The 11,921-nt window shown below is 34.9% G+C and carries 13 protein-coding genes and 1 tRNA gene; 9 read left to right on the forward strand and 5 right to left on the reverse strand.

The annotated features are described in order from the left end of the window. Positions 1-37 precede the first annotated feature (37 nt). The 4 genes from ABWU72_RS02840 to ABWU72_RS02855 all read left to right on the forward strand — a co-directional run bounded on the left by ABWU72_RS02840 (position 38) and on the right by ABWU72_RS02855 (position 2,692). A tRNA-Ser gene (locus ABWU72_RS02840) sits at positions 38-128 on the forward strand. Positions 129-287: 159 nt separating this feature from the next. Further along, entirely contained in the window at positions 288-1,433 is a 1,146-nt protein-coding gene (locus tag ABWU72_RS02845) for a SurA N-terminal domain-containing protein (RefSeq protein WP_155968436.1), read from the forward strand. 103 nt (positions 1,434-1,536) lie between these two features. Then, entirely contained in the window at positions 1,537-2,157 is a 621-nt protein-coding gene (locus ABWU72_RS02850; RefSeq protein ID WP_155968434.1) for an oxidoreductase, read from the forward strand. Further along, positions 2,141-2,692 carry a 5-formyltetrahydrofolate cyclo-ligase gene (locus tag ABWU72_RS02855; protein WP_155968432.1) on the forward strand — a complete coding sequence of 184 codons (552 nt, stop codon included), beginning with the start codon at positions 2,141-2,143 and terminating at the stop codon, positions 2,690-2,692. Before ABWU72_RS02850 ends, ABWU72_RS02855 begins: the two co-directional genes overlap by 17 nt. 44 nt (positions 2,693-2,736) lie before the next feature. On the opposite strand, the gene ABWU72_RS02860 is transcribed toward ABWU72_RS02855, so the two are convergent. From ABWU72_RS02860 to ABWU72_RS02875, 4 genes are read right to left on the reverse strand one after another with little or no spacing between them, the layout of a single operon-like run. Then, on the reverse strand, positions 2,737-2,916 hold the full coding sequence (locus ABWU72_RS02860) for a hypothetical protein (RefSeq protein ID WP_231115869.1): 180 nt from the start codon (positions 2,914-2,916) through the stop codon (positions 2,737-2,739). Between the two features lie 28 nt (positions 2,917-2,944). Then, positions 2,945-3,436, reverse strand: a complete 492-nt coding sequence (locus ABWU72_RS02865; RefSeq protein ID WP_353284057.1) for an IS630 family transposase — start codon at positions 3,434-3,436, stop codon at positions 2,945-2,947. 19 nt (positions 3,437-3,455) lie between these two features. Then, positions 3,456-3,803, reverse strand: coding sequence for an IS630 transposase-related protein (locus ABWU72_RS02870; RefSeq protein WP_155968342.1), 348 nt, complete (start codon positions 3,801-3,803; stop codon positions 3,456-3,458). Continuing rightward, positions 3,793-4,662, reverse strand: coding sequence for a hypothetical protein (locus ABWU72_RS02875; RefSeq protein ID WP_353283854.1), 870 nt, complete (start codon positions 4,660-4,662; stop codon positions 3,793-3,795). Before ABWU72_RS02875 ends, ABWU72_RS02870 begins: the two co-directional genes overlap by 11 nt. 136 nt (positions 4,663-4,798) lie before the next feature. On the opposite strand from ABWU72_RS02875, the gene elbB reads away from it, so the two are divergent. Together elbB and ABWU72_RS02885 are read left to right on the forward strand one after the other, a co-directional pair. Continuing rightward, the gene (elbB, locus tag ABWU72_RS02880; RefSeq protein ID WP_039963711.1) at positions 4,799-5,506 is read left to right on the forward strand and encodes an isoprenoid biosynthesis glyoxalase ElbB; all 708 of its coding nucleotides are present in this window, start codon (positions 4,799-4,801) and stop codon (positions 5,504-5,506) included. 146 nt (positions 5,507-5,652) lie between these two features. Beyond that, positions 5,653-5,961: a hypothetical protein gene (locus ABWU72_RS02885; RefSeq protein ID WP_353283855.1), complete on the forward strand. Its 309-nt coding sequence runs from the start codon at positions 5,653-5,655 to the stop codon at positions 5,959-5,961. Between the two features lie 2 nt (positions 5,962-5,963). Here ABWU72_RS02885 and ABWU72_RS02890 read toward each other — a convergent pair whose 3' ends face one another. Further along, positions 5,964-7,511: a peptidoglycan D,D-transpeptidase FtsI family protein gene (locus ABWU72_RS02890; protein WP_155969114.1), complete on the reverse strand. Its 1,548-nt coding sequence runs from the start codon at positions 7,509-7,511 to the stop codon at positions 5,964-5,966. A gap of 20 nt (positions 7,512-7,531) precedes the next feature. Here ABWU72_RS02890 and ispH point away from each other — a divergent pair, with 20 nt between their 5' ends. From ispH to htpG, 3 genes are all read left to right on the forward strand, one after another. Further along, positions 7,532-8,461 carry a 4-hydroxy-3-methylbut-2-enyl diphosphate reductase gene (ispH, locus tag ABWU72_RS02895; RefSeq protein ID WP_010963148.1) on the forward strand — a complete coding sequence of 310 codons (930 nt, stop codon included), beginning with the start codon at positions 7,532-7,534 and terminating at the stop codon, positions 8,459-8,461. 711 nt (positions 8,462-9,172) lie between these two features. Then, a complete protein-coding gene (locus ABWU72_RS08200) occupies positions 9,173-9,391 on the forward strand; it encodes a hypothetical protein (RefSeq protein WP_246484394.1) in 219 nt (72 codons plus the stop codon). A gap of 608 nt (positions 9,392-9,999) precedes the next feature. Beyond that, positions 10,000-11,895 (forward strand): molecular chaperone HtpG, encoded by a 1,896-nt coding sequence (htpG, locus tag ABWU72_RS02905; RefSeq protein ID WP_155969111.1) that lies wholly within the window; start codon positions 10,000-10,002, stop codon positions 11,893-11,895. Positions 11,896-11,921 lie beyond the last annotated feature (26 nt).

Consider the following 11,921-nt stretch of genomic DNA (forward strand, 5'->3'; position numbering starts at 1 on the left):
AGGTCTTGGTATTATATAATCTTTAGGTTCTAAATTTGGAAGGGTGGCCGAGCGGCTGAAGGCGGCGGTTTGCTAAACCGTTATACGACCCAAAAGTCGTATCGAGGGTTCGAATCCCTCTCCTTCCGTATACTGTTTTTAGCACGGTTTAAATTCGCTATATTAGCCTGTTTACCTGATCTTATTGTAATGTTTTTTTTATTTCCATCTTTAACTATTAAAAAGTTGGCTAGCATTGACTCAGTATTTATTATAGAATTGGTCATTAACTAAACAACTTTGCTTGTATGTATAGAATACTAATTTTACTGTTAATAGTGTTGCCACTTAGGTTGCTTGCAACCGAGATTGAAATTGTTGCAGATGTAAATGGTGAACCAATTTCAAATTTAGATATCGAAAAACGCATCAACTTTATAAATTCATTGTTTGGCACTCAAAGTGTTAATCAAAAAGAAGCAAAGCCTCAAATTCTTAGGGAGCTAATAGACGAAATTATCATTATCAATGAAGCACAGAGGCTGAATATAAAATTGAGCAACGAGGAGTTAGATAATGCTATTATGTTATTTTTAACCCAAAGTTTTAAACTTAAGGCTAATGAAGTTGATCAATACATAGAGAAGCATAATATAGATCTTGGTATTTTAAGAAAACAAATAAAATGTCAGTTACTGTGGAGCAAAATTATTGAAGTAAGAATTGTGCCATTTATTAATATAAGCGATAAAGAAGTAGATGATGTAAAAAGGCAAACAGAAAAGCCGGATTATCTTATCACGTTCCAAGAGTTTATAATTCCTGATCAAAAAGACAAGGACGTTTATGGTATAGCTGAAGATTTAGTAAAAAAATTACGCAACAGTAATAACCCAGAATCTCCAATAAAGATGCGTAAAGCAACAGTTAATTTAAGTCAGCTAAAAGGAAAACTCAAGAGCGTTTTAGAAGGATTAGAAACCAGCGACATAGCAGGTCCATTCAGTTTCAGTGAAGGTTACTCCGTTATAAAAGTAATAGATAAAGTACAACTTAATCATGCACTGCTGGAAAGCACTTTAAAATTAAAACAGATTGTGGTTGAAGGTTCAGAAAGTTTATTAGATAATCTCAAGGAGCAAAAAGTTAATTGTTTAAATTTTGATAAATTAGCAGATAATTTTAAGCTGCCAAACGCAAAAGAATTTGAAATAAAAATGCGAGATTTAAATCCTGATTTACAGATTTTATTTAGTAAAACAAGTGTGAATGAAATAGTAGAATTGAGAGAAAATGGCACTGCAAAGTTGATGATGTTGTGTGATATCAAGAGTAATGTAGCGGGTATAGAAGCAATCAAACAGAAAATGTACCAACAAAAGATTATGATACAAAGCAACTTGTTATTAGATGATATGCGTAAAAATGCAGCTATCAGTTATCGGTATAGTTGAAGTCAGAGAGTGTCCTTGTCTCTGTCTTTGTGTATAGAACTATATAAATTACTTTGTTCTATAAAATTTCAAAAAATTTGAACAAATGTAGTTAAAATAGCACATGAAGAATATAATGCTAATTGGTGGTGGAGTTGGAAATGCAGTGTTATTTTCGATAGGGAAGGCATGTCTTGAAAATAATAACAAGGTTTTGTACTTCGCTGGCTATAAGAAGTTAAGTGATGTATTTAAACGAGCACTGATAGAGCGTGCATCAAATGCAGTAGTTTGGGCATGTGAAGAAGGATTGATAGAAACAAGCAGAGATCAAGATAAATCCTTTCATGGTAATATAGTTGATGCAATAGTCTCTTATCAACAAGGAAGATTAGGTATTAATTTGAACGTTATAGATAAAATTATCACTATTGGTTCTGATAAAATGATGAAAGCTGTGAATGAAGCTAGAAAAACAATTTTAAAGCCATATCTGAAGTCAAGTCATATAGCAATATCGTCAGTTAATTCTCCTATGCAGTGTATGATGAAAGAAATCTGCGCTCAGTGTGTGCAGCAGCATATAAATGCGAAAACAGGAGAAAGGAGTTTTGTTTATAGCTGCAGTAATCAAGACCAGGATATGGAATTTATTGACTTTGATTTTTTAAGTGAGCGCTTGAAGCAAAATAGTTTACAAGAAAAACTTACTGCGAAATGGATAGATCATGTTCAAAGATATTAAACAGCACAAAAAGGAAATAAGAGAGCAATATAGAGCTATAAGAAAAGATATTGATGAAAGTTATTCCAGTTATGCGGCAAATTCCCTTATTAATCTCTTTAATCAGAACTTAAGCTACGTTAAAGGCAAAACAATAGCAGCTTACATTCCAATGGATGAGGAAATAGATGTTGTGCCTTTGATGCATAGTTTACTCGATTTAGATTATAAAGTAGCAATTCCTAATAAAAATAAGTTACTAAAATTTGAGGAATGGAACGAAACAAATGAAGATGTAATTCCCGACACAATCATTACTCCTGTTATTGCTTTTGATGATCATTTTAATAGATTGGGTTTTGGCGGTGGTTGGTATGATACAATGATAGAAAAACTGCGGCCACTTGGAAAAATATTTATAGGTGTAGCCTATGAGAAACAATATTGTAAAGATTTACCTGTAGAAAAACATGATCAAAAATTGGATATTATAATCACTGAGATGTGTGTTAGATGTGGAAGTGGATTGCTCAAAAAAGTGGATAAAAAGGAGTAGCGTAACCCCACTTTCTGATAGTAATTTTTGCGTAAAAAAATGCATCAACTCGGTCCTGTGATTCCTCCTTCACTAACTCGTGCAGCACTTGAAATACCTAAGTGAGAATTTGGCTTCATTTCCTGAGCTTTCTCATTAACTTTTTGTTCTACCTCTTTTATGTCACTACCAATTGCCATAATTGCAGGTTGAAATTCGCTCATAAAATCTACAAGTTTCTCCATGTCTTCCTCATGAGTACTATAGTATTTTCTAAAATGAATGATAAATTTCCATTATGGTATTACCAACCAAAAGTTGTAAGTCTGTATATTTATGCATTAAAGGTCTGAGGCGGCTTTTGATGGTATTCCAACAATGCTCTATAGGGTTCAAATCTGGTAAATATGTTGGTAGATAGAGCAAACGGCATCTAGCATTATCTATTAACTCCTTTGTTTTGGGAGTTTTATGGAATGTGGCATTGTCCATAACTATTGTAGTACCATGTGGCAATTTAGGTAATAACATCTTCTCTAACCATGTATTGAATACCTCTTTGTCACACCCACCTTTGAAAGTCATTGGTGCAATAAATCTCTTTCCAATCCACCCGCCTATTATACTGATTCTCTCTCGTTTTCTTCCTGGAATATCTGCATAAATTTTCTTTCCTATTGGAGCACGTCCATACTCTCGGTATAACCTATTATCAACTCCTGCTTCATCTATATATAAGATGCTGGAATGGTCTATTTTTGAGATTTTATCGGTAAATCGCTGCCTATCTTCTTGATTGCGCTCTTGATATAGTGTAACTTTTTTTTAAAGTAATTCTTAGCTGTTTCAGCCTATACCAAATTGAATTTATTCCAAATCCAAGATTTTGTTTCATCTCTGCCAGCGTATGATCTGGATTCTTTTTAACATATTCTTCGAGTATTTTTGGGTCTATTTTTCGAATAAAGCTGCCGTTTTTCGATGGCCTTAGGCTTTCACCAGCGGCTTTCTTTCTTAACCAGCGGTACAGAGTTGCTATTCCTATCTCCAAAAGCTCTGCCACCTCAACCTTTGACTTCCCTTTTTCTATCATCGATACTGCCCTTTCCCTTAAATCCACACTATACGCCATTATAACTCAAATAGCTTATTATACCTTTATCATTTACTTTGGGAAGTACTATAGTACCCTTGCTCATAAGATTGTTCAAAAGACCAGCCTTATCTTCCCTTATTAACTGTCCTATTGCTGCTAGTTGCTCTTGATTCTGAAGCATTTTTATTATTTTTATTTCATTACTAAGCATTGTTCTTTCTCCTTCATCAGCTTCAAGATTCTTTTCCATTAAATTACTTATTAACTTTTCAAAATTATTTTCTCTTCTTTGAACCTCAGGTAATTTATCTATTAAATCCTTATATGAACTTTTCACTGCTTTTCCTGCTTCAATCGCTCCTTCTTTTATTTTTTCCCCTGCCTTTCCTATACCTATTCCTACATAACGTGCTCCAATAGCCACAAGCGCTATTAATGTAGCAAGGACAATAAGCGGAGAAAATGCTGCTCCTAATACCATTACGGCAGAAGCTATTCTAATTTTTTTATTTGCAGAGGCTGATTTAAAATAATTGACTAGATTATCCAGTGGACCTTTATTATTATTTATAACATTACTTATTGCTTGTTGGTTAACAGATTTTAACGCCTCTTCTATTATTTTTGAGTCAACATTTTCAGAAGTTAAATCTTTAAGTGCTTCTTCAATGAGTTTTATAAATAATTCTTTATTTACCTCCTTTTGCAAGCCTTGGTCATTAATTGCTAAACCTAAATCTTTGAGGTTCATCCCTTTAACTTGTTCTGATAGGGTTGTAAATAACTCTTTTTTCCCCTCTTGTGAGGATTGTGCAATACTTTCTATTATATCTGAAATAGCTTTTCTTAGTTCTGGATAGTCAGTGTCAAAAAACATACTATTGCTAGATTCCATATTCAGCTTCGTTGATTATAAATATGCCTAATTATACATACTAATCATTAATTATATTATAATTGATATAACATACCCCTTTCCAAATATAGAATTTGTATTAAAATATCTAGATTATATGAAATCAAGGTACTTTATGGGTGAAAAAAAATTAAAAGCTGCTGTGGTCTTATCAGGGTGTGGTCACCTTGACGGTGTAGAGGTAAGAGAAGCGGTTTTAAGTTTGCTTGTGCTTGATCAGCAGGAAGTGGATGTTAAATGCTTTGCACCTGATATCAATATCACACAAGTTATGAATCATAGAACAAAAGAGGCAACAAAAGAAAAAAGGAATGTACTTGTGGAAGCAGCAAGAATCGCAAGAGGCGAAATATATGACTTAAAAGAAGCCAAAGCTGAAAATTTTGACATGCTAGTTGTACCTGGTGGATACGGGGTTGCGAAAAATTTATCTGACTTAGCTGAAAGTAAAGACATGGTGACAGTAATGCCTGAATTTGAAAGATTAGTTTCAGAATTTTTTGTTACAAAAAAGCCAATAGGAGCGATATGCATATCTCCAGCCATCATTGTTTCAATTTTAAGTAGCAAGATAGGTAAAGAAGAAAGTAAGGTTAAGGTAACTATAGGAGATGACAGAGAACAGTTGATAGAAAGGCTTGGCGGCGAGCACATAAAATGCGATACAGAGTTATCAATAGAAGACGAAGAACATAATGTATTTTCCTGTTCTGCTTATATGCGTAGCGACGAAAGTACATACTCTGTATATCAAGGGATAAAGCATATGATTGACAGCATGGTAAAAAAGATTAACAAAAAAACTAAACAGCCATTCCTCTAAGATATAGTAATTTAGACTTCCTTACACAATTAACTGTTGAATTTTACATTCTTAGCTGTATTATAGCTAAAGTGCTCTAGGTTTACTGACTATAACGGTATGGCGTAGGGCTTTAGCTCTTTTTTTATAAACGTAAGGTGTTTTATATGTCAGACTTTTTCTATATTGAAACTACGTGTTGTGTGGACGGTCAGTGTGATGTCTATACAGGGGAAGTGAGTTTTAATGATGTCATGTTAGGCAAGTTCAGTCTAAATTCGTGCAGCGGGAAAGAAGCTATGATAAATCTAGACATTATTACATTCGATATTAATATCGCTATTGATGGTCAAAATGGAAAGACAATAAAAAAAGACCTTAAAGGTCTTGAATTTGTAACTAAAGATGATGGTTCTTGGTATATTAATAAGGATTTTGGTGATGATAAATTTGAAGTTGTAGTAAAGCAATCATAATTTTACATCTCAGGTGTAACATTTAGTATAGGCGCTATTCTATTTATAATGTTCTTTACTATAGGCGCAGCAATTATTCCCCCGGTATGGTGCATCCCTTGAGGCTCATCAATAGCAATTAGCACTATGTACCTTGGGTCAAGCATAGTTAGCACTCCTATAAATGATGCTATGTTTGCATCTTTGCTATATTTACCATCTACAACTTTTTCCGCCGATCCAGTTTTTCCTCCTATTGAATATGCCTTTATTTTTGCTTTTCTGCCAGTGCCATCTGTTACTGCTGCACGTAATAATTTTCTCATTTCCCTGGAAGTTCTTCTTGAGATAATTTGCTCTCCTATACTTCTTTTATTCAACATCAAGGTTGCGTTATGAAATATCCCATTGTTGATTAATGCTGCTGCAGTTTGTGCAAGATGTATAGGAGTTACAGCTATGCCATAACCATAAGATGCTGTTATTAAAGTGTTTTCACTCCATTTATCCGGGATTATCGGTGTGGATTTTTCTGGTATTTCTATTTTCAAAGGAGAAAATAGCTTCATAGCTTTAAAGTATTCTACCTGTTTTTCAATACCTAGTTTGACTGCAATTTTTGCTGCACCAATGTTGGATGATTTTACAAATATATCTTGCACAGTAATTTTTGGAATTTTAGATTTATGAAAATCCTGAATTTTATACTTTCCAATGGTGATTGGTGTTGATACGTCATATAAATCGCTAGTTTTTGTAGCGTTCGCATCAAGCGCTGCGGCTATTGTAAAGTATTTTAATACCGACCCCATCTCATATACCCCAAGACTGGCGCGATTAAACTTTTGTACGTCTTCTGCCTTATTCTGTAAGTTGGGATTAAAATCAGGTAGGCTGACCATCGAGATAACTTCACTATTTCTCACATTTAAAACAATTCCTACTCCGCCAAGTGCCTGATATCTGCTTACAGCTTTAGTTAGCTCTTCATGCACTATGCTTTGCACTCGTGTATCTAAGGATAGTATTATGGGCTTTTCTTGCTCATTATTTTTACTTATATATGCCTCAACTCCTGCAATACCGTTGCCATCTATGTCAGTGTAACCAAGCACGTGTGAAAATAAATTACTGTGAGGATATATACGCTTTATGTCGTCATAAAAATTTACTCCTGGTACACCAGCGTTTTTGATCGCTAGTAATTCTTTTGGAGTCAAGTGCCGCTTTATCCAAGCAAATTTCTTTTCTGAAGTAAGTACTCTATATAAGTTCTTGTATTCGAGGTCATGCAAAGTAGAACACAGTTGTGCTGCTATACTTTCCGGATTCTTTACTTTGGTTGCATCTATATATAGTGATGTTGTGGGCACATTTGTTGCTATTACCACTCCATTTCTATCTAAAATATCAGGTTGTTTATGTACTATATTATCTTTTCTAAAATTTTCTGAAGTAGTAGGTTGATCAAATGTTAAAGAGAATATGCGAAAAATAATTATTATATAAAATATAAATAATGGTACTATAAAACACAGTGAGCGGAGCTTATTTTTAAGTAATGCTTGCATATTTACTTGATTTGACAAAAATGGAAATTATCTTAGCTGAGCCGCGAGGTTTTTGTGCCGGGGTAAAAAGAGCTGTGGACATATTAGCTATTACTTTAGAAAAATACAAAAACGAGCGCCAAGTTTATGTGCTACACGAAATTGTTCACAATAAATATATAGTAGAGGACTTTAAGAAACAAGGAGTGGTTTTTGTAAGCAGTATCGAGGAAATTGAAGATAATGAAGGAATACTGATCTTCAGCGCGCACGGAGTATCAAAAAATATAGAAGATGAGGCAAAAAGAAAGGGTATTCAAGTGATTGATGCAACATGTCCTTTAGTCAACAAAGTGCATAAAGAAGCAAAAAGGTATGAAAACAGTGGTAAAGAATTAATTCTCATTGGGCATGAAAACCATCCAGAAGTTAAGGGAATTAGGGGAAGAGTAAACAATCCTATCACTTTAGTGCAAACTTTGCAGGATGTATATGATTTAAAGGTTAAAGATCCAGATAATTTGTCTTATGTTACACAAACTACGTTAAGCATCGACGATACCCGTGACATTATTGCTGCCTTGAAATTAAGGTTTCCAGGCATAACAGGTCCAGATTTAAAGGACATATGCTATGCAACGCAAAACAGACAAAATGCTGTTAAAAAGCTAGCTGAAATTGTAGACATGGTATTAGTTGTAGGAAGTAAAAATAGCTCAAATTCAAACCGCTTATTAGATCTGTGCACTGCCAGAGGAAAAAGAGCCTACTTGATTGATAATTACAGCTGTGTGAATAAAAGCTGGTTTCAGGGCGTAGAAAAGATAGGAATCACCGCAGGTGCTTCCGCTCCTGACATATTAGTTGATGAATTAATAGACTACCTAAAAGTAAACCTGAGTGTAAAAATTTCAGTTATGCCAGGTGGTATTACTGAAAATGTTCAGTTTAAAATACCGAATCTGGTTTAAAACACAACTTATCTACTAAACTTCTCTTGAAATCACACAAACCAGCATCTATAGCTAAGACGTCATACCGCGATTCATTAGACTTCTTGCATAACCATATAACAAACTTTTATTGGGAATAGAAACGAAAAAACTTGCTTGACAAACTCCGCCAGCCCCCTTATCATGAAACTGAAGCTATTGTATTTGCTTTCGCCAATCTGCAGATTAAAAGGTAAGGATTACTTAATGTATCGGCGTCTTATGTTCAATTTTTTGCAGTATATAGATACTGTATGTCTTTACAAAACTTCATCTACATCTAGGTTTTTATCTAAATAAGCTGAACGCGCTTATAAAGCGTTACAAGACATCAAAAAATGCCAATACTCGACAGAGATAGTAAAAGACTAGCTAACTCGGGGATTCTTTGTCTTTTTTTCTGCTTAGTAAATTTCTTAAACATTTGCAGCGTAAGTTAGTTGCAATTAAAAGCGGCTGAATCTCGCTTGTCAAGCGTTTAAAACATAAAAAACGCCAATATTTTAAAGCGGATAATAACCACGGGGCTTCTTTTGCCTTTTTTTTCGTTTGGTAAATTTCTTAATATTTATAGCTAAACAACAACCGTCATCCCGCTACGTGTTAGCGGGATCTCTTGTTAGCGGCTGAGATACCGCGAATGAATCGCGGTATGACGGTTCGCGGCGGCATGACGATAAGGTTTATACCTTGTCATCCCAGTGCTTGACACTGGGATCCAGCTTTCTTTATAAATTCACCAAAAGTGTTTCATTCTATAACATAAAACCCATACTCACCAAATCCAATGCATTACTTGCAATTAAGTTTCCTGGATCCCAGTGTCTGGGCACTGGGATAACAAAGGAGGACGTTATTCCAGTGCCAAGCACTGACCATTTCTGGTCTCTTAAATTGCAACTAATCTAAGTATTAAAAAATTTACCAAGCGAAAAAAAAGGCAAAAAAAGCCCGATGGTTGGCTAGTTACTTACATTATACTTTCAAGTATGGCGTTTTTTTATTCTAAACGCTTAATAACCGTGACTCAGCCGCTTTTAAGCCGCAACTAATCTAAATTATAAACGTTAAGAAATTTACTAAACAGAAAAAAAGGCAAAGAAACCCTAGGGTAGCTAATTATTCACTATCCATTTTTTAAGTTGGCGTTTTTTGATGTTTTAAATAGCGTATTTCAGCTTGTGTAGCTAGAAATTTGATAAAGACATGAGGTGCACATAGTGCAAAAAATTAAGCATGATTTACGCCAAATACATTAAGTTTTTTTGTCATTAATCCACTGCAGAGATTGCGAAGATAAATAAATAGCTTCAGTTTCATGATAAGGGGGCTGGCGAAGGGTGTCAAGGAAGTTTTTCGTTTCATCCAATGCGCTGCCAAAAGTTTGTTATGCAAGAGATCCCATAAATTGGGTGTCATAATAACTACACCCACATTAATTTTGGTGTACGTGACCTTGAAAGATCGTGATTCAATACTTAAATTATTAGGGTAGTAGGCAAATAATGGAGCTCAAAATGCATAATGTACAAGAAACTGAAAATTTAAAATTTGACGCTGAGGTAGGGAAAGTACTGAATATAGTGATTCATTCACTTTACACCAATAAAGACATTTTTCTGCGTGAATTAATATCAAATGCATCAGATGCATGTGATAAGTTGCGCTATGAATCTCAACTAAACCCTAATTTGCTAGATTTGAGTGACGAATTAAAAATCACTATCAGCTCCAATAAAGATAAGAACGAGCTATATATCACTGATAATGGCATTGGAATGAATAGACAGGATTTAATAGACAATCTTGGTACAATTGCAAGCTCTGGTACGCAAAAGTTCTTGGATGCGATTAAGAATAGCAAGGATTCAAGCCAAACTGTGGAGCTGATTGGGAAGTTTGGTGTTGGTTTTTACTCAAGCTTTATGGTTGCATCAGAAGTAATAGTAGAATCGAGAAAAGCTGGAGAAGAGGAGTCTTGGATCTGGCAATCCAAAGGAGATGGGGAATATTCAATCAGCAAGTCAGATAATCAAGTCCCTCGCGGAACCAAAATTACGCTCATTATGCATCCTGAAGAAAACGAGTTTTTAGATAAATTTCGTGTTGAAAATATTGTCACTACTTACTCTGATCACATAAATTTTCCTGTTGAATTTATAGACGAAGAAGGAAAAAGTGAAAAGTTAAACAGTAAGGCTGCAATTTGGACTAAGCCAAAAAATGACGTTACTCAAGAGGAGCACAACGATTTTTTTCGCAGTGTTGCTCACGTTGGCGGGGAGCCCTGGATGATATTGCATAATAAAAATGAAGGTGCAATAGAATATACAAATTTGCTTTATGTTCCTTCTATAAAACCTTTTGATTTATTCCATCCAGATAGACGTTGCTCTGTGAAGTTATATGTAAATAAAGTATTTATCACTGAAGATAACGTACAGATTATACCACAATACTTGCGTTTTCTGAAAGGCGTGGTTGATTCACCGGACTTGCCTCTTAATATCAGCAGAGAAACGCTGCAGAATAATCGTGTTGTTGAGCAGATCAGAAAATCTCTCACTAAGCGTGTGATATCAGAGCTCGGTAAAAAAGCAAAAGAGAATTTAGAGGAATATACAAAATTCTGGACCAATTTTGGTGCAGTTTTAAAGGAAGGTCTTTGCGAAGCTATGCCAACTGATGAGAGAGAAGCACTACTCTCAATTTGCAGATTTCATAGTACTGGTGATGAGAAATTAGTCAGCATTGATGACTATATAAGCAGAATGAAGCCTGAGCAGGAGCATATCTATTATCTCACCGGAAATAGCCTCGATTCAGTGAAAAACAGTCCGCAACTTGAGGGATTCGTCAGTAAAGGACTAGAAGTGCTCCTATTTGTTGATCCAGTTGATGACTTTTGGACTAGTGTAATTCATGAATACAAAGATCAGAAAATCAAGTCTGTAACCCGTGCAGATGTTGATTTGGAAAAATTCTCTTCAGAAGAAGATAAGACAGATGAAGAAAATAAATCGAATGGAGAAAAAACTGAGGAAACTATACTGCAATATTTTACCACAGTGCTTGGAGATTCAGTAAAAAGCGTAAAAATTTCCAAAAAATTGACTGATAGTCCCGTATGCCTAGCGGTTGATGAAGGTGCTATGGATCTTCGCATGGAGCGTTTTTTGCGTGAACAAAAGCAGCTAAATTACCGCACGCCAAAGGTGCTTGAAATTAACACTAAGCATCCTGTAATAAAGAGTATAATGAAATCTTATGCTGAAAGTGGTGAAAACCCAACATTGGAAGACATGATTCATTTATTATTTTACCAAGCTTGCATCGTGGAAGGCGAAGAGATGGATGACGCGAGCAGCTTTGCTAAGAGACTGAATAATTTGCTTGGCAAGATTTCTGTTTAATGCTATACTCAGCTTAGCTGCTAGTT

This window comes from Wolbachia endosymbiont (group A) of Lypha dubia, assembly GCF_964028575.1.
Lineage (GTDB): Bacteria > Pseudomonadota > Alphaproteobacteria > Rickettsiales > Anaplasmataceae > Wolbachia > Wolbachia pipientis.

Bases quoted from the DNA above. Each gene is read 5' to 3' on its own strand.
- ABWU72_RS02845 (WP_155968436.1), top strand. From the start codon at position 288: ATGTATAGAATACTAATTTTACTGTTAATAGTGTTGCCACTTAGGTTG.
- ABWU72_RS02850 (WP_155968434.1), top strand. From the start codon at position 1,537: ATGAAGAATATAATGCTAATTGGTGGTGGAGTTGGAAATGCAGTGTTA.
- ABWU72_RS02855 (WP_155968432.1), top strand. From the start codon at position 2,141: ATGTTCAAAGATATTAAACAGCACAAAAAGGAAATAAGAGAGCAATAT.
- ABWU72_RS02860 (WP_231115869.1), bottom strand. From the start codon at position 2,916: ATGGAGAAACTTGTAGATTTTATGAGCGAATTTCAACCTGCAATTATG.
- ABWU72_RS02870 (WP_155968342.1), bottom strand. From the start codon at position 3,803: ATGGCGTATAGTGTGGATTTAAGGGAAAGGGCAGTATCGATGATAGAA.
- ABWU72_RS02875 (WP_353283854.1), bottom strand. From the start codon at position 4,662: ATGGAATCTAGCAATAGTATGTTTTTTGACACTGACTATCCAGAACTA.
- elbB (WP_039963711.1), top strand. From the start codon at position 4,799: ATGGGTGAAAAAAAATTAAAAGCTGCTGTGGTCTTATCAGGGTGTGGT.
- ABWU72_RS02885 (WP_353283855.1), top strand. From the start codon at position 5,653: ATGTCAGACTTTTTCTATATTGAAACTACGTGTTGTGTGGACGGTCAG.
- ABWU72_RS02890 (WP_155969114.1), bottom strand. From the start codon at position 7,511: ATGCAAGCATTACTTAAAAATAAGCTCCGCTCACTGTGTTTTATAGTA.
- ispH (WP_010963148.1), top strand. From the start codon at position 7,532: ATGGAAATTATCTTAGCTGAGCCGCGAGGTTTTTGTGCCGGGGTAAAA.
- htpG (WP_155969111.1), top strand. From the start codon at position 10,000: ATGCATAATGTACAAGAAACTGAAAATTTAAAATTTGACGCTGAGGTA.